At 47.0% G+C, this 18,917-nt stretch carries 18 protein-coding genes; 4 read left to right on the top strand and 14 right to left on the bottom strand.

All coding sequences use genetic code 11. The features are described 5' to 3' along the window. Positions 1-306: 306 nt before the first annotated feature. The 4 genes from Pmgp_RS04150 to Pmgp_RS04135 all read right to left on the bottom strand — a co-directional run bounded on the left by Pmgp_RS04150 (position 307) and on the right by Pmgp_RS04135 (position 6,649). Entirely contained in the window at positions 307-2,385 is a 2,079-nt protein-coding gene (locus Pmgp_RS04150) for a DNA topoisomerase III (protein WP_134212713.1), read from the bottom strand. Between the two features lie 196 nt (positions 2,386-2,581). Beyond that, the gene (locus Pmgp_RS04145) at positions 2,582-4,528 is read right to left on the bottom strand and encodes a transglycosylase domain-containing protein (RefSeq protein ID WP_205077937.1); all 1,947 of its coding nucleotides are present in this window, start codon (positions 4,526-4,528) and stop codon (positions 2,582-2,584) included. 620 nt (positions 4,529-5,148) lie between these two features. Then, positions 5,149-5,526 carry a GNAT family N-acetyltransferase gene (locus Pmgp_RS04140; RefSeq protein WP_134212711.1) on the bottom strand — a complete coding sequence of 126 codons (378 nt, stop codon included), beginning with the start codon at positions 5,524-5,526 and terminating at the stop codon, positions 5,149-5,151. A gap of 19 nt (positions 5,527-5,545) precedes the next feature. Continuing rightward, positions 5,546-6,649 (bottom strand): NADH:flavin oxidoreductase, encoded by a 1,104-nt coding sequence (locus Pmgp_RS04135; protein WP_134212710.1) that lies wholly within the window; start codon positions 6,647-6,649, stop codon positions 5,546-5,548. Between the two features lie 117 nt (positions 6,650-6,766). Between Pmgp_RS04135 and Pmgp_RS04130 the strand changes: the two genes are divergently transcribed. Beyond that, a complete protein-coding gene (locus Pmgp_RS04130) occupies positions 6,767-7,048 on the top strand; it encodes a DUF6812 domain-containing protein (protein ID WP_134212709.1) in 282 nt (93 codons plus the stop codon). A gap of 3 nt (positions 7,049-7,051) precedes the next feature. Here Pmgp_RS04130 and Pmgp_RS04125 read toward each other — a convergent pair whose 3' ends face one another. The 5 genes from Pmgp_RS04125 to glpX form a co-directional block, all read right to left on the bottom strand. After that, on the bottom strand, positions 7,052-7,465 hold the full coding sequence (locus Pmgp_RS04125; RefSeq protein ID WP_243119722.1) for a universal stress protein: 414 nt from the start codon (positions 7,463-7,465) through the stop codon (positions 7,052-7,054). A 54-nt stretch (positions 7,466-7,519) separates the two neighbouring features. Further along, positions 7,520-8,308: a hypothetical protein gene (locus tag Pmgp_RS04120; protein ID WP_134212707.1), complete on the bottom strand. Its 789-nt coding sequence runs from the start codon at positions 8,306-8,308 to the stop codon at positions 7,520-7,522. A gap of 82 nt (positions 8,309-8,390) precedes the next feature. Next, complete coding sequence (locus tag Pmgp_RS04115) at positions 8,391-9,200, bottom strand: ABC transporter permease (RefSeq protein ID WP_134212706.1); 810 nt, start codon at positions 9,198-9,200, stop codon at positions 8,391-8,393. Further along, positions 9,201-9,860 carry an ABC transporter ATP-binding protein gene (locus Pmgp_RS04110; RefSeq protein WP_192902779.1) on the bottom strand — a complete coding sequence of 220 codons (660 nt, stop codon included), beginning with the start codon at positions 9,858-9,860 and terminating at the stop codon, positions 9,201-9,203. It abuts the gene before it with no gap. A gap of 106 nt (positions 9,861-9,966) precedes the next feature. After that, positions 9,967-10,941, bottom strand: coding sequence for a class II fructose-bisphosphatase (gene glpX, locus Pmgp_RS04105; protein ID WP_134212704.1), 975 nt, complete (start codon positions 10,939-10,941; stop codon positions 9,967-9,969). Positions 10,942-11,153: 212 nt separating this feature from the next. On the opposite strand from glpX, the gene Pmgp_RS04100 reads away from it, so the two are divergent. Beyond that, positions 11,154-12,434, top strand: coding sequence for an MFS transporter (locus tag Pmgp_RS04100; RefSeq protein WP_282432872.1), 1,281 nt, complete (start codon positions 11,154-11,156; stop codon positions 12,432-12,434). Positions 12,435-12,672: 238 nt separating this feature from the next. On the opposite strand, the gene Pmgp_RS04095 is transcribed toward Pmgp_RS04100, so the two are convergent. The 3 genes from Pmgp_RS04095 to Pmgp_RS04085 are packed head-to-tail and all read right to left on the bottom strand — an operon-like array spanning position 12,673 to position 14,975. Continuing rightward, positions 12,673-13,224 (bottom strand): DUF6657 family protein, encoded by a 552-nt coding sequence (locus Pmgp_RS04095; protein ID WP_192902778.1) that lies wholly within the window; start codon positions 13,222-13,224, stop codon positions 12,673-12,675. A gap of 54 nt (positions 13,225-13,278) precedes the next feature. Next, positions 13,279-14,049, bottom strand: a complete 771-nt coding sequence (locus Pmgp_RS04090; RefSeq protein ID WP_134212702.1) for an ABC transporter permease — start codon at positions 14,047-14,049, stop codon at positions 13,279-13,281. Between the two features lie 2 nt (positions 14,050-14,051). After that, complete coding sequence (locus Pmgp_RS04085) at positions 14,052-14,975, bottom strand: ATP-binding cassette domain-containing protein (protein ID WP_134212701.1); 924 nt, start codon at positions 14,973-14,975, stop codon at positions 14,052-14,054. Between the two features lie 178 nt (positions 14,976-15,153). Here Pmgp_RS04085 and Pmgp_RS04080 point away from each other — a divergent pair, with 178 nt between their 5' ends. After that, a complete protein-coding gene (locus tag Pmgp_RS04080; protein ID WP_134212700.1) occupies positions 15,154-16,611 on the top strand; it encodes a long-chain-fatty-acid--CoA ligase in 1,458 nt (485 codons plus the stop codon). Between the two features lie 82 nt (positions 16,612-16,693). After that, a complete protein-coding gene (locus tag Pmgp_RS04075) occupies positions 16,694-16,957 on the top strand; it encodes a hypothetical protein (RefSeq protein WP_153189183.1) in 264 nt (87 codons plus the stop codon). A gap of 476 nt (positions 16,958-17,433) precedes the next feature. On the opposite strand, the gene Pmgp_RS04070 is transcribed toward Pmgp_RS04075, so the two are convergent. Both Pmgp_RS04070 and Pmgp_RS04065 read right to left on the bottom strand, forming a co-directional pair. Further along, a complete protein-coding gene (locus Pmgp_RS04070) occupies positions 17,434-18,177 on the bottom strand; it encodes an N-acetylmuramoyl-L-alanine amidase (protein ID WP_134212698.1) in 744 nt (247 codons plus the stop codon). Between the two features lie 23 nt (positions 18,178-18,200). After that, positions 18,201-18,689 carry a hypothetical protein gene (locus tag Pmgp_RS04065; RefSeq protein ID WP_134212697.1) on the bottom strand — a complete coding sequence of 163 codons (489 nt, stop codon included), beginning with the start codon at positions 18,687-18,689 and terminating at the stop codon, positions 18,201-18,203. Positions 18,690-18,917 lie beyond the last annotated feature (228 nt).

Here is an 18,917-nt window from a genome sequence, read left to right as displayed (position 1 = left end):
TTAAAGTTGTGAAGGCTACATCTTTGAGGTAATCGGCTTTGTCTGTTTTTATAAGAGCGAGAATAACCATAAACTGTAATGCAAAGAAAGAATAGTATATAAGCTTCCTTGTCATCATCTCCAGAATAAATAACCTGCCTCATACCTGTATTGGCAACTTTAATGCTTTAATTATTATGCTCACTATTACTTATTTTAAAAAAAGAAAACACCGCGTAAAAGCGGCTCATAGGAAAGAGGACATACCTTTGACTTTGGTCTTTTCTGAGGGGAGGTATGTCCCCGACGTATTTTGGGTACTTGGTGTTAATCCTTTTCAGTTGGTTTTTCTTTTTGCAGGGCAGCCTTCAGCAAATCGCCCAGGTTCTGCCCGACTGAGCCCTGGTCGCTGTACTGGTCGATAAGCCTTTGGTTGACCCTGCTGGCGTGCTTGGAACTCTTATACCCAAATTCATCCTGTTTTTCAGGCTGCCGGTGACCGCAGGCGCGGTCCTGGCAAACCAGCATCTTCCCTCTCTTGCCGTTAACCAGCAGCAGATACTTGCCGCAAACGGGGCATTTGGTCCTGGTAATATTGTCAGCCTTATAAACAGCATTATCCGCCACTACACTTTTGACCAGTTCAATGGCGTTTTTACGGATATCGGCCATAAATTCAGTTTTACTGCCCTTGCCCCTGGCAATATCGGAAAGCCTCTGCTCCCACTGGGCGGTCAATTCAGGGGTTTTTAAGGCCGGAGCCACCAGTTTGATCAACTGCATGCCTTTCGATGTGGGAACCAATTCTTTGCCCTGCCGCTCGATATAGCTGGTGTTAAGCAGTTTTTCTATAATTTCCGCCCGGGTCGCGGGAGTTCCCAGGCCGCTGCCTTTCATGCTCTCCCGCAATTCTTCATCTTCAATAAATTTGCCGGGGCTCTCCATGGCTGTCAGCAGGGTCGCTTCATTATAACGGGCCGGCGGCTTGGTTTTTGATTTGTTTATCTTGTAACTTTTAACTTGCTTTATGTCGCCTTTCTTTTGCATGGTCAGAGTCTGTTCGGGCAGCGCCTCGCTGTCCGGGTCGTCTTTCTCCGCAGGTTTAGAGGTAACAGCCCGCCAGCCCTTATCTTTGACCACCTTGCCCCTGGCGTAAAAGTTCTCTCCGTTGACCGCGGTAATTATAGTAGTCTGGTCGTAACGGTAAGGCGGGTACAAAACAGCAATAAACCTTCGCACGATTAAATCATAAATTTTCCTTTCATCTTCTTTTAAAGAGGTTAAACGCAATGGCTGTTCGGTTGGGATGACGGCATGGTGGTCTGCGACCTTACTGTTGTCAACAAAGCGTTTTGTCGGCTGCAAGGGCTTTTGCAGCAATGGTTTGACCAACTCGGCATACGGAGCAACCGAAATGCTTTTCAGCCTGGAAGCGAGCGTTGGCACAATATCAGAGGTAATGTAGCGGGAATCGGTCCTCGGGTAGGTAACCAGTTTATGCTGCTCGTAAAGGTCTTGCAGTAAGGACAGGGTTTTCTGGGCTGAAAACCCGTACCGCCTGTTGGCGTCCCTCTGTAATTCCGTCAGATCATAAGCCAGGGGTACCGGCTCGCTCTTGCTCTCGATGCGGACATCCTTTACCACACCCTGGCGCCCCTTGATTTTAGCCGCTATATCTTCCGCCCGGGCGTAGTTAAAGATCCGGCCGTTGTTGTCCGGCCCGCGCCAGTCAGCAAAATAGTCGCCGAAATCCGCTCTGACAGTCCAGTAGTCCACAGGAACAAATTTTTTTATTTCTTCTTCCCTGTTAACAATCATAGCCAGGGTTGGGGTCTGGACCCTGCCTGCGTTTAACTGGGCATTAAATTTACAGGTTAGGGCCCTGGTTACATTGAGCCCGATTAGCCAGTCCGCCTCAGCCCGGCATACAGCGGCGTCGTACAGGTTGTTGTAAGACGTGCCGGCCTTTAAGTTGGCAAATCCCTCGCGAATAGCGTCATCAGTTTGTGATGAGATCCACAGGCGTTTGAAAGGTTTTCTCCAGTTGGCCAGGGCCATGATCCAGCGTGCCACCAGTTCACCTTCTCGGCCGGCATCTGTGGCTATCACCAGTTCTTTGAGATCATGCCGCTTCATTAAATTACGTATAACCTGAAACTGGTGGGAAGTTTGCCTGATCACTTTCAATTTCATGCTGGCCGGCAGCATGGGCAGATCCTCCAGGCGCCATTCTTTGTATTTATGGTCATAATCATCAGGTTCAGCAAGGGTAACCAGGTGGCCTAGCGCCCAGGTTACCACATATTGAGGCCCCTCCAGGTACCCCTTATTCTTAGACCCGCATTTTAAAACCCTGGCAATTTCCCTGGCTACGCTCGGCTTTTCCGCCAGTACAAGCGCTTTCATTTAATCACTCGATTCTTCTTTACTTTGTTTCCTCACTTATAAAACCAATTTTTATTATAACATATTATAACCCCCTCTCAATTCCCTTGCAGGTATTGAAGGGGCGGCATTCCCAATCATTACTTATACGCTCCGGAAAGCGCATCAATCTGCGGGCAGTCCTGGCTGACGCCGCTGCATAACAGGCAATTATTATTTAAGGGGTTTTGGGCTTTATAGTATTATCTTTGACTTCAGTTTGCTCCTTTACCTCGGTCTTAGTTGTATTGGTTTCTTTACCGTCCTGCGGCGTTTTTACTCCGTCTTCCTGTTTTTCCTGCTTCACGCCAGTGGTTTCCGTTGTTTTCTTTTGCTCTGCCCCTTTTGCCTCAGCGGCCTTTTCTTTATCATTTTCCTTTTTGGGCGGGGCTGCGCCGCTGTAGTACATACTTTCGCTTACTCCCATCACATTGGCCATTACCAGGCGGAAAATTTCGGCAGGCTTATTCCCCCCGTAGGAAGTGAGGTAATGTTGTCTGTCCATGTCTTTTTCATCGTATCCCAGCCATACCGCAGCGGTGTAACGCGGGGTAAAGCCTACAAACCAGGCGTCTTTATTCCCGCTTAAGCCGCGGAATACAGCTGTGTCCGGCAGTTCGGTAGTGCCTGTCTTGCCTGCTGTTTCTATGCCGTAGACACCTGCCCGGTAACCGGTGCCCCCGCTGACCGCTGAACGCAGGACATCCTTCATGGTATTGGCTGTGGCCGGCATCATTACAGGCTTACCCTCCGGGTGGCGGTAGATGACCTGGCCATCCGCATCTTCAATATAATCTATAGCATAAGGTTTTATATATACCCCGCCGTTGGCAAAAGCAGCATAAGCGCCGGCCATTTGCAGGGGGGACACTCCTTTGGTCAAGCCACCCAGTCCCATGGCCAGACAGCGGTCGTCTTCAGTCAGCTCAAACCCTAATTTTTGAGCCATCTCAAACCCGCGGTCAATTCCTATAGTATTAAGGAGACGGACCGCGGCGACATTCCTGGACCACTGTACCGCGGTCCGGATGGTGATCTGCCCGTAAAAATTACCGTCTGAGTTATGGGGTTCATAGCTGCCGACTTTAAATGGTGTGTCAGAAATAACAGAATCAGCCCGGTAGTTGAGCTCAAAAGCAGGGGCGTATACGGCCACAGGTTTAAAAGCTGAGCCTGGCTGCCTCATTAACTGGGTAGCCCTGTTAAAACCACGCCTGGTTAAATACTCCCTCCCGCCGATCAGTGCTTTGATCCCGCCTGTTTCACTTTCCAGCAAGGCCAGCGCCGACTGGACTTTATCGTCCGGCAGCAGATTCGGGCGCTGGAACACGCTTTCAGCTTTCTTTTGGATGTCCCCCTCCAGGGTGGTGTGGATCTTCAGGCCGCCTTTAAAAAGCTTATACTCGCCTACTATGGAAGTGGCTTCGTCAATTACATAATCAATAAAATAAGAATTGTTTTTGCTGGAGGTCTCTTCCCTGCTGAGATTCAAAGCCTGTTCCTGGGCCTCACGGCCCTGTTCACTGTCAATATATCCCTGCTGGACCATTTTCCCCAGTACAACATTGCGCCGCTGCATGGAATCAACAGGATTAATATAAGGATCATAGGCACTGGGCGCTTGTACCAAGGCGGCCAGCAAGGCCCCCTCGGCGAGGGTTAGGTCAGTGCAGTCTTTATTGAAGTAGGTTTTTGAAGCGCTCTGGATACCGTAAGCGCCTTCTCCGAAATAGACCTGGTTTAAGTAAAGCCCCAGTATCTCATCCTTAGTGTAACGTGTTTCAAAATCAACAGCTAAACAGGCTTCCTTTACCTTTCGTGATAAGGTTTGCTCCGGTGACAAAAACAACATTTTCATGGTCTGCTGGGTAATGGTACTGGCGCCCTGGCTTACTTCCCCCGAGGTGTAATAACTGAACACAGCCCGCAAAATTGCTCTCAAATCAATGCCGTGATGTTTGTAGAATCTTTCATCCTCAATTGCCACAAAAGCCTGCTGTACATGTGGTGGTATATCATCCAGCTGCACAGGCAGGCGGTTTATCTCCGCATAAACTTCCGCAGCTATATTCCCGTCCTGATCATATATAAGTGAGGTCTGCTCCATGGACAAAAAAGTCTGCATACCAGAAAAATTCGACAATATACGGTTTGTATATATATGTGCGCAAATCAAAGGCGGCAGGCAGAGAAGAAAAATTACCAAAAATATTATACTTAATATGATGAAAGACTTTTGCCGGTTAATGACCATCTAAACAGTCTCCTTACCAACTATGCTCCCCTATACTGATACAGCCAGTACTATCTAATAAAATATATACAACTTTTAAAGCAGATTACCTGTAATTAATAACCAAAATTATTGTACATTATTGTCAGGGAAAGCGCTGAATAAAAACCCCAAACCTGGATGATTTGGGGTATAACATTAATTTTATAGTTTTTGTTGGTTTAGTTTTTCCCTAAACTTTTCAGACAATCCTGCCCTGTTTTAATGTGCAGGTACTTATCAGACTGATCTTTTTTGATGATTTCCAGAATTTCCTGAACCCAGGGAATGTCACTTATTATATGCTTTTTATTAAATGATGATGGAAATGTCATTATTTTTTCCTTTAATCAGCTTAACTAACCATATATTTTTCCATAAATATGCTTTGATCTTTAAAATACCTGACACTTAAAGGTTTGTCAACCTTAGCGCGTATAAAAACGACATAACCAGCAACTTTGTTATCTGAATTAAATAGAGTTGTTTCTGTACGACCTAACCAGAGGGTAACTCCCGTCACTTGACTCCATAAACCCGTGACGTTTATACCATGCTAAAAGCTGCCTGTCATCCAAAGATCCTGTAGAATGAATATAAGCGTACAAATCCAGACGGTTCTGGTCAAGATAATCGGTTAATTTATTCAGCACCTCGGATCCATAACCTTTGGCCCTGTGTTCTTCAGCTACAAATATGTGGTCAAATATCCATTTACCGCAGGCAGTGCTTATTTTTGACCGTGCCAGGCAGTTCTCACCGTCACAGAGACTGATCTCACAGGTACTGTTAATCCAGTTATTTTCTTCAATTATTAAAAATTTACCTTCTTTCCTGATGCGCTGTCCCATAAAAATCACCGGTTATTAATCAGACAAGTGATGAAAATATATTTCTGAAAGGGTCGAATTCAACACATTTGACGGGCTGCCTGGCGATATGGAGAAGGCATTTGTTACATGAAGTACATTTACTCTCCCTGCGGTCAGGTGTCTTTAAAAGCCTGTCAGGGAAATCCGGCTCACAGATTAACGGCCGGCAAATTCCAATTAAGTCAGTTCCGTTTTGCAGCAGTTTTTCCATAGCCGGCAGCGAGCGGATACCGCCGGTCAGCGCCAGGGCGGTGTTAGTCCCGGCCAAAGCCTCACGCATGGTATCTACAGCCCATGCAAAATATGCTTCTTTGGTGCCGGCTTCTTTTCTTAGTTTAGCCCGTAATTTCACCTGTCCTGTGATGCCGCCGCTCAGTTCAATCAGGTCCACACCCTGCTCAGCCAGCCTTTTGGCAACCTGGGCATATTCTTTAATGCCGTTCCCTTCCTCAAGATAATCTGCGGTATTCAGCTTCCATAATATGGGGAAGCTGCCGCCTACCCGCGCACGAATGGCGCTGTAAACTTCCATGATAAACCGCATCCTGTTATCCAGGCTGCCGCCCCATTGATCAGACCGGTTATTAGTAACAGGGCAAAGAAATTCACTCAGCAGGTAACCGTGCGCGCCGTGCACAGCAACCGCGTCAAAGCCCGCTTCCTTAACCCTGCCGGCTGCGGCGCCAAAAGCCCTGATGGTGGCTTTAATATCCTCTTCACTCACATCGTTGAGGCTGTATCCCCTGTCTGTTGCCCCGTAGGAGAAGCCATATCCTGAAGTACCCTGGTGAAACAGCTGGACAGCGCATTTGCACCCGTCACCATATTTATGGATAATACCGGACAGTTTTTTTAAGCCCGGTATATATTTATCATCATAAACACAGATCTGGTTGATAAAAGCCTTGCCGTTTTGTTCCACGGTGGCTGCGCCTGTTATGATCAGGCCTGTCCCTCCCCTGGCCAGGTCATAATAGAGTCTCAGCAGAGCGTCCGTAACGAAACCGTCGATATCAGCCATGCTCTCCACAGTCGCGGACCTTAAGAACCTGTTCTTGATTTCACAGCTGCCAATCTTGATCGAGGTACCTGCCACATGCATTTTTATCACTCCATCTGTTATTGTTTAAAAAAAGCAACTATACTTTTTGCTTAAACTTCCGATATATATATATTGGTAAAGCCGACATAATTATTTAGAAAAGCAGGGCTGAAAAAGATGAATGAAAAACAAAAGAGAATTATTAAATCCTCTCCGGAAAAACATGTTGAAAAAGTAAGCAGCAGGGTGATTATTATTACCGACATAAATAGAATAGAAGGGGACGCCCATTGTTTCCCCGCACTGCGGCTGCTTGACCTTCTAAACTCGCCCTCTCAATTTATTCCACTGACCAACGCGGTAATTTATAACCTTGAAAGAGACAGGGAGCTTTACAGCGTTGACTTTATTTCATTGAATAAAAACATTATCCGTATGGTAATGGAATTGAACAAATAGAGTTTAACGTACGATCAATACCGGGCAGGAGGCGTGGGTGGTCACAGCTATGCTCACACTGCCCATCAAATAGCCTTTTACGCCGCTCAGTCCCCTGCTCCCCATTATGATTAAATCATACCTGCCTGTTTTTGCTTTTTTACAGATGGCCTCCGCGGGGTGCCCCATGATCATTTCTGTTTCAACCTGTACGTTATAACTTGTTAATTCAGCCGCTACCTTTTCCAGGGTTTCCCGCCCCTGGGCGTTAATCTTGTTTAATACCATGCCGCGAACATCCGCAGGCATTACTGGAGTAACGTTGAACAGCGTCACCCTGGCCCCTATTCTTGATGCCAGATTAGCTCCATGGCGGGCGGCCTGCAGTGCTTTTTCCGAACCATCTATAGGAATAAGAATATTTTTATACACCAGCATTCTCTCCTTCCTATATTTTTGCACTTGCCTACAATCCTCTGACAGGCTCCTTCACTATTTCCTTTCGTTGTCAGGTTTTTTGAAATCAATGATCTGCCCCATCTTGGGAGGAGCTTCAAAACTTTCAGGTGAAATATGTTCGATTTCCGGAAAATATTTTTTGATCTGCTCCATTATAATCCTTGTAACCATTTTTGTTTCTTTATCCCCGTTTTCACCGGCAAGATTTAAAGCTAAACCGAATAGCAGCATTTCATCATGTGACAGGTTGAGCTCATAGTTGTTAGCCGGCAGTTCATTAATTTTGGCCATGGCCATCAGGCACACACCGGAAATCATTGAAAAAGACTCTACATTCAGTTTTTCATTCGTAATATTCTCGTGGTTTTTCTTAAAGGCTGCTATTACCGCGTTTAGTAAAACCTCAGCTCTGTCCGGTTTAATAGTCAATTTGAACAGCGGCGAAAAAACGTAGCTCTCGGGGCCTGTTCTTAGGATCAGTTCTCCTCTGTTGCCTACCAGACAAACAATACGCCCGTTTTGGATCTCAATCTCCATTAAAGAACCGTTGATAAAAAAACCGGTGGCGAAATTATTCCTTAAGAGCCTGGAAAATTCCTCATCTTCAACTTCTTCCTTGAGGTATTTCTGCTTAAAATATTTGCCGTAATCACCCGGGTCGTATTCCACTTCAATGTCTTCCAGATATATTATACTGGATTCAACCAACTGGTCTTCAAAATACCTTTCCAACAGCAAGTATTCTTCTAAATATTCTTCAAGCATTTCTAATATTTCGTCTATGTCATAAACAATTTGGTTGCTGATTAGATTATAATCCATTTAAGCTCCTTCCTGTTGAACGGCTTCAAACGCCTGCTCTTGACCTTAAATTATCATATGTAAGCTGGTCAGGCAACCTGTTTTATCTTTTGTTGCCGTCAGCGGTAAATACAGCTGGAGAGATTGCGTCTGTTTTCGTGAACAATCTTTTATATGACATCAGGATTAACAGCAGGCAGCCTATAGCCACTGCCGCTGCAATCATCAGCATCACTACAATCTGGTAACGCACCGCCTGCTGCGGGTCCGCACCGCCAAGAATCTGGCCGGTCATCATGCCTGGCAGACTGACGAGCCCAACTACCATAAGCGAGTTTATGGTCGGGGTCATACCCGCCCGGAGAGCCTCTTTCACACAATCCCTGACAGCTTCCCAAGGTGTGGCTCCGAAACTCAACAGCGCCTCGATTTCCAATATCCTGGATTTTACCTCTGAAAACAGGCGGTCAAGGGAAAGGGCGATACCGTTCATGGAATTGCCAAGGATCATGCCAAAGATCGGGATTACTATTCTGGCTGAATACCACGGCTGTGGAGAAATGACAAGCACCACAACAATAGAGCCCACTAAAAAGGTGCTGACCCAGAGAGATACAAAGCCAAGAAGCAAAGGGCCGCGGCCCGCGTTGGGGGTCCTTTGCGAGGCTGTTCTTGAAGCAATAAGACACATCAAGGTTACGATAATAATGATCAACGCCAGGTTGTTTACCTGAAAAATTAGTGTTAGCGCATAGCCGATAAGTGTTAATTGAACAAATGTCCTAACAGTCCCCCATATTAACGGTTTCAACAGTTCCAGTTTTAAGGCGGCGGAAATTAAACCTGTGATGAGTACTAAGACAACACTTAAGCCGAGCTGAAAATTTGAAATAGGAATAACTCCAACATCCACTTAATTCACCCCCCGCTGCTGCACCCCTAAGTCTAAAACCTTTGTTCCTGGAAGGTCATTGCAGTCATGTTGGTGTGATACCATGATTATACCGCGGCCGGGTCTCTGCCTGACCCAGTGGTATAAAAAATCCCTCACCGCACTGCCTGACTTATCATCAAGTGACGCTGCGGGCTCGTCAAGGAGCAAAATGTCCGGGTTTAACAAAACCGACCGCAGCAGTGCGACTCGCGCGGCTTCCCCGCCGGAAAGCGTACGCGCTTCCTGTCCCAGTATCTCCCGGCTTAACAATAACTCCAGCAGGCCTTTTTCCGCCTCTGACAGGTTGAATGCTTCCTTTCTAATTTTCAAACTAAAGGGCCGGCGCAAGTTATCCAATACTGTGCCGTTAAAGACTGCGGGTTTCTGGGAGTTGCAACTGATCATTGCACGCCATAACTGTACCGGTATAGTGAGCCAGTTTTCGCCTTTAAAAAAGACCTGCCCGCTGTCACACTCCTGCAGCCGCGCCAGAATTTTCAAAAGAGTTGTTTTCCCCGCACCGGAAGGTCCTTTGATCAGCAGCACGCCGCCTTCTGCCAGGCTGGCGGAAACTATTACCCGGCGGCCTGCCGCTCCTAAATGATAACTAATATTTTCAAAATAAAAGAAATCAGCCAAAATCCTTCCCTCCGGCCAAAAACAGGTAACTCTAGTTTCCCCACTTTAATAAAATAGAAGCGGCAGACATAGATCTCCTGCCGCTCGCAACGGAGTTCCGACCTAGTTAAAAATCGTTCAGTATGGGGTATGTTTTTTTGGCAATCATATGTATAGCCCGCACGAAACGGACTGTACCGGTTTTTGCCCTCATGACCACCGAGTGGGTTTCAGCTCTTTCACCGCCGTAAAAGCGGACTCCCCTCAAAAGCTCACCGTCTGTCACACCTGTGGCGGCAAATATGGCGTCGTCGCCGCTGACCAGGTCGTCCATTTTCAGGATGCGCCGCGGGTCTGATAAACCCATCTGCACGCACCTGTTGTACTCATCTTCGTCTTCCGGCACCAGGCGGGCCTGCATTTCACCGCCCAAACATTTAAGCGCGGCGGCAGCAATAACACCTTCAGGGGCGCCCCCAATGCCCGCGCAAATGTCAATCCCGGTGTCGTCAAAGGCTGTGGAAATGGCTGAGCTGACATCACCGTCACCAATCAACCTTACCCTTGCCCCTGTTTGGCGGACTGCTTCTATTAGTTTGGCGTGACGGGGGCGTTCCAAAATCATCACAACACATTCTTTTACCCTTTTATTATTAGCTTTAGCTACTATTTCAAGGGTCTCTTCTATTGGCGCGTCCAGATGCACCAGGCCGGCCGCCCTGGGACCCACCGCCAGTTTCTCCATGTACATATCCGGGGCATGCAGCAGGTTGCCCCTGTCAGCAATCGCTATCACCGACATGGCATTAGGAAGGCCCTTGGCGAGTATATTGGTCCCCTCCAGCGGGTCCACAGCCACATCTACTTCAGGTGATGCAGCGCTGCCCACTTTTTCGCCTATGTACAGCATGGGCGCCTCATCCATTTCCCCTTCTCCGATTACTACCGTGCCATTTATGGTAACTGAATCAAACATCCTGCGCATAGCGTTGGTAGCTGCTTCATCAGCTTCGTTTTTGCGGCCGCGTCCCATCCACTGTGCTGAAGCCAGTGCAGCAACCTCGGTCACCCTTACCAGTTCCATAGCCAGTTCTCTGTCCATATACAAACTCTCCCTGCAATTAATTGAGGCGAAACAGTTAGGGATCGAAAAAGCAGCTTTTATTATTAATATATACCTTTATCAATTAATTGACCAGTACATGGTATTAGGGGGGTGTTTCCTGAAAAGGATACTTTATTAAACGTATTTGCCCGCGTTTATTTTATGAAGAAGAGGGGTAATTTAAATAAAAAATCACAGGAGGGCAATTCTTGGCAGAAAACACTGGCATACAAAAATCCCAGGGCAGCTTCTGGCTTTCTGTGGCCGCTTTGGCTGGTGTACCCTTTATCATGGTCCTGGGCAACTCCATGCTGATACCCGTTCTGCAGGATATTAAAACATCGCTCAGCCTGAGTACCGTGCAGGTTAGTTTGATTATAACTTTGTTTTCACTGCCGGCGGGGTTGATTATCCCGGTGGCGGGGTTTTTGTCTGACCGCTTCGGCAGAAAACCGGTGATTATACCCGCGCTGATTATTTACGGCTTGGGCGGCGTTATTGCCGCCATAGCGTCTGTTTTTTTTAAACAGAATGCATTTTTCCTGATCCTGGCCGGCAGGGTGCTGCAGGGAATTGGTGCGGCGGGAACAGCGCCTATTGCCATGGCTTTGTGCGGCGACCTGTTTAAGGGGGAGGACCGCAGCCGCTCGCTCGGTTCTATTGAAGCCTCCAATGGCCTGGGCAAGGTAGTCAGTCCAATCCTGGGCTCAGCTATAGGTCTGATCACCTGGTACGCTGTCTTTATTTTTTTCCCTTTTATAGTGATCCCAGTGGTCTTGGGCATGTGGTTTCTAGTTAAAGAACCACCTAAACAAGCCAGCCAAAAATTATCTCAGTATTTAAAATCATTTGCCAAAGTATTTAAAGAAAAAAAAGGGCTGCTCCTCTCTTCTTACTTTTCCGGCGCTATTGCACTGATGGTCCTTTTCGGCGTGCTGTTTTATCTCTCAGAATATCTCGAACAGCAGTATGGGCTGGATGGTGTGCCTAAGGGCCTGGTTTTAGCCATACCTGTTTTATTTATGAGCGCCACTTCCTTTATTACCGGGTTTGTCATTAAAAAGGAAAAGAAGATCATGCAGGTACTGGTAATAACCGGTCTTGTTATTATGGCGGCGGCGCTGGCTTTTTTACCGCTGTCAAAAGGAGTGGTCATCTACTTTGCCGCGGTTTCCATCATTGGCATCGGGACGGGACTGGTACTCCCCTGTTTGAATACGCTGATCACCAGCGCGGCTACGATAGAAGAACGCGGCCTGGTTACTTCCCTATACGGGAGTGTCAGGTTTTTTGGTGTTGCCTTCGGGCCTCCCCTGTATGGCTATTTGCTGGCCAGGGATACCGGCCTCATGTTCTGGAGTTCCGCCGGGCTGGCCTTAGCCGGGGCGGCAGTATTTTATTTGCTGGCCGGGATGCGCGGCAGCGCCAAAAAAAATCCGGGTACTTTTATTTTCAGGCCTGTGCCCGCTAAAAAACCCGGAGATAAATAGTTTTAAAATGAAACAAATTGACAGGATTAACAGGATTAAAAATAATGATTTACAGGATTTTTAAAATATATAAGGGATTTTTAATTATTATGTTTATTCTTCAATCTATTAAGAACCCTTACGGTGTCCTGCAAAAACTTTTACAGATATGATTTTATAAAAAAGTGATTTATTTATAATCCCTGTTAATCCCATAAAATCCTGTAAATCCTGTCTTGTTGTTTTATTTTTTGATTTTTTAAGGCAAAGCCCTGATTTTTTCTTTTTGTTCGCGCAGCAGCTGCTCATACTGATTGTTAATGCCGCTGACAGCTCTCATCCACTCCTCCCTGAAACCAGGCTGCTTTTCCGGGTCTGCCTTTATTTTTTGGCCGGTCCTTTGTTCCAGTTTTTTTAAGGAGGCGCTCATTTTGGCCGCATACCTTTCTTTGAATTGGCCAAAGGCTTGTTCCATGGTCCTTTCATAGTACTGAAACAAGTGTTCAAGCTGGCCAAAGGTCTCTTTCAAGGCATTTTTATTCTTTTTAATGAGCAGCAGGCCTTCCATAGCCTTTTTATTTGCCTCCATGGTATCCTTGTCTCCCGGCATTTGGAGATTGTTTAGAAAGGTTTCCTGTACTCCTTCAATGATGTATTTCCTCAAGTCCCCGGCCTGTTTTTCCACTTCAGATAAAATATCAAATTCTTTTTCTCTTAAAAATTTTGCTGCCAGGGCTTGCCCCTGAGGAATTAGCTCCATCCTTTCAATTTCAGATTGCGGCACTTCTTTCCTTTGCTTAAAACGTTCCATGGCCATTTCATAGGCGGATTTTATCCTGTCCAGGCTAAACACCTCCGGTTAGTTTTATTTTATAATCAGGCGGCGCAGCAAAAATACCGGCAGCGGTATGAGTACGACTGCGGCCACTAAAATCCATACCAGGTCTTCGATTAAATAGATGTCCACCGTACCGGTGACAAGGCCGCGTGTGAGGTTAACCATATGATAAAGCGGGCTGAGCCAGGCGATCTTTTGAACTATCGCAGGCATACCGGTCAATGGAAAAAAAACACCTGACAAGAGAAAAAGGGGTGTCATTATTAATGAAAAAAAATAGTTGAAGCTGTCTATGTTGGGAACCAAACCAGTCCAGGTGGCGGAAACCGCCGCAAATAGGAGGCCCGACAGGGCCAGGACCAGTGGGACCATAAGAGCCCAGGGTGAAGAAACCAACCCTATGGCAGCTATAACCAGTAGAATGACAGAGCCATACAGGACTGATTTGAAAGCGCCAAAGAGCATATCTCCCATAACCACGTCATCCACTCCGGCGGGAGTGGCCACAATGGCCTGGTAAGCTTTCTGAAATTCCATTTTGATATAAATACTGTAAGTGCACTCGTAAGCAGTTGCAAACATGGCAGAAGATGCGATAAGCCCGGGCGCCAGGTATTTTACGTAAGAAACCCCTTCCATGGGCTGCACGTAGGAGCCCAGGCCAAACCCGAAGGCTGCCAGGTAAAAAAGAGGTTCAAAGAAATTAAACGACAGGCTTACCTTCCATGTCCTGCTGTATACCAGCAGGTTTCTCCTGAAAACCTGCCAGACCAGGGGTGATAAATCGGGCCTGTACACGTTTATTCCGCCAGCCCCTTTCCGGTAAGCTTCAAAAACACATCTTCCAGGTTGGCGTGACGCAGCATTTGATGAGAAAAGCCATCTGAAAACGGCCGTAGTTTGTCAATAAGAGTCTGACTGTCTGCGGGGTAAACAAAAAGCATATCACCTATTATTTTATATCCTTTGATTTCATGCTGCCCAACTTTAAGAATTTCACCCGCTATTTCCGCGCCTCGCCCTATTTCCAACACATCATTTCCGATGTGTTTGTGTACAAGCTCTTGAGGCCGCCCTTCCTCTAAAATCACTCCCTCATCAATTACCACCAGGCGGTCGCAAAGGTGTTCGGCTTCATCCATGTAGTGGGTGGTTAAAAGCAGGGTGACTCCCTGCTCTTTCAGCCGCCTTAATCTCTGCCAGACCAGGTGCCTGGCCTGCGGGTCAAGGCCGGTGGTCGGCTCGTCCAGGATCATTATTTGCGGGGAATTAATCAGCGCCCTGGCTATGGTCAGCCTTCTTTTCATGCCTCCCGAAAGCTTATCTACCTTTTCATTTTTATATTCCAGCAGCTCAAAAAACTCCAACATTTCTTCGGATTTTTCCCGCACCGTCCGTGCCGGGATCTTAAAAAAACTGCCGTACACAAGCAGGTTTTCAATTACGGTCAGTTCGGTGTCAAGGTTGTTCTCCTGGGGGACCACACCCAATCCTTCTTTAATACTCCTTTGTTTTTCCCTGACGTCCATACCTAAAACATACAGGTCTCCCTGGGTGACGGGAGAAAAGCAATAAATCATTTTGGCTATTGAAGATTTCCCGGCGCCGTTTGGCCCCAAAATCCCAAAGCATTCTCTCTCCTTGACACTAAAATTTATCCCTTTTACTACTGCCTTGCCGTTATATTTTTTTACCAGGTTTTTTGCGGTAACAACTGGTTCCAAGCAAAGACCCCCGCGTGACTTTTGATTAACATTTTCATTATATCTTTAGCGGGGACATCTGGTCAAATATCTATAAAAACCCTTTTAAAGCACTGATCATTTGACCTGTCAGCGAAGGATTGAGGCATGCCCGCGTCGAAAATAATGACCAAAAGAACCAGAAAGGAGGTCTGCCAGATTGAATCTTTTTGAGATACACCTTAATAACAACCAGTGCTTGGATGGTATTGCCTTAAAATTTCAGGAGCAGGAAGTTACTTATGCCGAGCTGGAGCGAAATGTTGAAGGTTATGCCAGGTATCTTTCACAACTAGGGCTGAAGGCCGGAGAACGGGCAGCTATCGCTCTTTCCAACTGCCCTGAGTTTATCTATTCTTATCTTGGCATTTTACGCGCCGGTGGTATTGCAGTACCTTTAAATCTTCTGCAAACACCAAGGGAACTGGCTTTTATGATCCATGACTCCGGCTCCAGCTTTCTCCTGTCCAATAAATTGATTGGACGCGCTTTTAGCCAGCTGCCGGAGCAAACTTTTACCACGGTCACTCTAGACGAAGCGTGCCGGGAGGCAATAAGCGCGGCCCAGCCGGTGGATTTCCCCAAGGTCGACAGCAGCGACGTATGTACGTTTCTGTACACGACCGGCACCACTGGCAAGCCCAAGGCAGTTATGCTTACTCATAACAACTTGATCGCCAATGTCATTGCTATGGATGAAATTTCCGGCTTTGGGGCGGCGGATAATTTCCTGGCCCTCCTGCCCATGTTCCACAGTTTTGGCTGGGCGACAAGTGTCCTGCTGCCTTTATACCTGGGATGCACCATCACCATCCTGGATAATTTCAGGCCTAAAGAAATACTGCAGGTATTATTCGAGAAAGGGGTAACCGTATTCTGCGGTGTACCGAGCATGTTTTCGGTGCTCATAAAACTGCGCAGCCAGGTTTCTTTCCCCAGGCTCAGGTATGCCTTCTCCGGCGGCGACTCCATCAGTGCTGAAAACCTAATTGAATTTGAGAATAAATTTAATACACCCATTATTGAAGGATACGGCCTCTCTGAGGCCTCACCGCTGGTTTCTTTAAACCCAATAAACGGGGTCCGCAAAATCAAGTCTGTTGGAGTGCCCCTGCCTGGTGTTGAGGTCAAGGTGGTAAATGATGAAGGCAGCGAACAGCCTGCCGGCGAAATAGGCGAGCTTATCACCAGAGGACCAAACATTATGAAAGGGTATTATAACAGGGAGGAAGAAACCAGGTCGGCCCTCAGGGACAACTGGCTTTACACCGGCGACCTGGCCTATAAAGATAAGGACAGCTACATTTTTATAGTAGGCCGCAAGAAAGAGCTGATTATAACCTCGGGGTTCAATGTTTATCCCAGGGAAATTGAAGAAACCCTGGAAGAGCACCCGGCAGTGAAGGAAGCTGCTGTGATTGGCATCCCCCACCCGGTTAAGGGGCAGGATATTAAGGCCTACATCATTCTTGAAGAGGGCTGCTCAGCTGATAAACAGGAACTTTTTCATTTTTTGAGAGATCGCCTGGCTTTGTATAAGATACCGGAAGTATACGAATTCAGGAATGAATTGCCCAGAGCAGCCAACGGCAAGATTCTTAAGCGCCTGCTGGATTAGAGAGGCTGCTTAAGGCCGATAATTTTTAGTAAAACGCGGGTGAAAACGGTTTCTGTGAAATTTAAAGGTACAGGTGAAGATAGTGAGAAGATTCGCGCTGATCGCTCTGATTTTATTGATTTTAACTTTGTCTGCGGGGTGTGCCGCGCAGTCCGGAAACCAGGCGCCGGAACCAAATAAACCTGGTGTCGCGGAGAATGGCGCCAAAAGGTTTCAGATTATTCAGGAAGAGGGAGAAACAAAAAATATCGGTGGTTTTACGGTGATCAAAGACACCCAAACCGGCAGGGAATATCTGGTGATAACCAGTCTGAACGGTTCAGTCACCGCTATTGATATAAAGTAAAAATACTAATATTCTTGATCACACCGGCGGTAAAAAGCATAGCTTTTTACCGCCTTAGACTGTCTACAACTTGTTACTAGACGCGGAGCAGAGGAGCCAAGCAGGTTTCAACACCATGGACGACTCTGGTTACAACTTATGCTGTGTATTAAACCTTACGCGCTATTTCCTCCCGCGGCATTTCCTGAGTATCGTGCGGCGGCATATTTGTAGCTTCTCACGCAAAATGAGAAATTGTCTCACGCAAAATGAGAAATTCTAAAAGCTGTTTTCGTCAAGTAATTGTATAAATATACTGAACAGGCGCCGGTGAGGCCGCCTGTTTTTTAACAGATTAATTCATTAAGATTATAGATCTGCTTTTGATTACTCTCTTCTTTTTGGGAATATATTCTAAGACGTCAGACACCTGGCATCCTATTGTTAACACCTCCATCCGTCTACGTAATATAGTCAACCTAGGTCAATCACCCCTATCATTCGATGATAACCGTCCGAGTTTCTCCATTCCACCGCACCGTCCGTCCCAGCAGCTCAGCTAGCTTGCGCACCGGCGCGAATGCCGTGCCGTTGATCAGTGTGCCTGCGCAGGCCTGGTCGCCTGCTTTTATTGTTATAGCGTTGGGGTCCGGTGCGGGCTGGCCTACTGAAAACCCATACAGATTCCCGACACCCTGAGCTATGGCCAGGGCAGCCTGCTGCTGGTAGGCGAGTGAGTTAAGCAACGCCTCTTCATCCGGGTTGCTGATAAAAGCCAGTTCCACCAGGATTGCAGGGGCACTGGTACGTTTAAGCACGTAGTAATTAGCTTCCTTATCCTGATCACCGTCAATCGGATCCGCCCGAAACACCATACCAGGGAAAGCTGCCTCCATTGAATTGATAACCGACTCAGCCAGAGCATCGGCATCTGTATATCCCGGCGTCGTGTAGACCTCCATCCCCTGTCCTGCTGGGTTTGCCGCCGCATTGGCATGAATTGAGATGAATATATCAGCTCCAAATTGATCAGAAATGCTGCAACGAGTCCCAAGATCGCCAGCTTCATCCCAAGACGTTGCGTCGCTGTCTCTTGTAAGCGTCACCTCTATACCTGCTTGCCGGAGTAAATCCGCCAGTAGCAGGGATACTGCCAGGGTTACGTCTTTTTCGAGGACTCCGCTGGGACCTACAGCACCCGGATCATACCCACCGTGACCTGGGTCAATACAAATACGCATTTTAAGACCTCCCTATAAACTAATTACTCATCTAAAGGTTCGTTTGCAATATCTTTGCTTGTTGATGTATCCGCTGTAGTTGTCTTTGCTGTAGCCGCCGCTGAAGCAACGGATCGGAATGTGCTATAGGCATTACCGAGGGTATATGGGAGCAGGGAAACCAGATCAAGTCTCTCTCGCAAATACCCAGTGCCGGCGCATAGAAGTCCGCTTGTGGCTGCCCAACCCTCCCAGTCGCGCTCGAACCACATGCAGTCAAGGTGAGGAAAGAAACTAAAGTGGGCTCGCCAGCATATGACAAAGCCAACAATAAAAGTAACAACGTAAGCAAGAGGTTTCTCAATAACGTCTGGCATCCATGGTATCTTTTTCATCCAAGTTTCTAGCGCCCGTAAAAGCCCTTCGATTAAGCCGACGATGAAAATAAGCGCGATACAAGCATATAATAAACTACTGTTTGATGTCGTCATGATCTCACCTTTTTTACCGCTCCCTAACGGACGTGCATCCAATGATCAGGCGGCTATGATCCTGGCCAATACTTCATGATAATCCAGTAAGATACCAACACTACCGCCATGAATAACACCCAGTCACACATATTATCATATCCCCAAGTCTGGCCTCAGCCGGTATACTTCAGCCAAAATACCTGCTCTTTCTACCTCAGGATATACCGCCACTAGTTCCCCTGGCATTCCCTGGCCTAAGTCAACCTTCGTTATAATCGCCCGGGCAAT

The sequence above is a fragment of the Pelotomaculum propionicicum genome, from assembly GCF_004369225.1.
Classification (GTDB): Bacteria; Bacillota; Desulfotomaculia; order Desulfotomaculales; family Pelotomaculaceae; genus Pelotomaculum_B; species Pelotomaculum_B propionicicum.
The sequence above is the reverse complement of the archived record's forward strand: the minus strand, read 5'-3'. Positions and strand labels throughout refer to the sequence as shown.

Coding starts and splice junctions, on each gene's coding strand:
- Pmgp_RS04150 (WP_134212713.1), bottom strand. CDS start 2,385: ATGAAAGCGCTTGTACTGGCGGAAAAGCCGAGCGTAGCCAGGGAAATT.
- Pmgp_RS04145 (WP_205077937.1), bottom strand. CDS start 4,528: ATGCAGACTTTTTTGTCCATGGAGCAGACCTCACTTATATATGATCAG.
- Pmgp_RS04140 (WP_134212711.1), bottom strand. CDS start 5,526: ATGGGACAGCGCATCAGGAAAGAAGGTAAATTTTTAATAATTGAAGAA.
- Pmgp_RS04135 (WP_134212710.1), bottom strand. CDS start 6,649: ATGCATGTGGCAGGTACCTCGATCAAGATTGGCAGCTGTGAAATCAAG.
- Pmgp_RS04130 (WP_134212709.1), top strand. CDS start 6,767: ATGAATGAAAAACAAAAGAGAATTATTAAATCCTCTCCGGAAAAACAT.
- Pmgp_RS04125 (WP_243119722.1), bottom strand. CDS start 7,465: ATGCTGGTGTATAAAAATATTCTTATTCCTATAGATGGTTCGGAAAAA.
- Pmgp_RS04120 (WP_134212707.1), bottom strand. CDS start 8,308: ATGGATTATAATCTAATCAGCAACCAAATTGTTTATGACATAGACGAA.
- glpX (WP_134212704.1), bottom strand. CDS start 10,941: ATGGACAGAGAACTGGCTATGGAACTGGTAAGGGTGACCGAGGTTGCT.
- Pmgp_RS04095 (WP_192902778.1), bottom strand. CDS start 13,224: ATGGAACGTTTTAAGCAAAGGAAAGAAGTGCCGCAATCTGAAATTGAA.
- Pmgp_RS04070 (WP_134212698.1), bottom strand. CDS start 18,177: ATGCGTATTTGTATTGACCCAGGTCACGGTGGGTATGATCCGGGTGCT.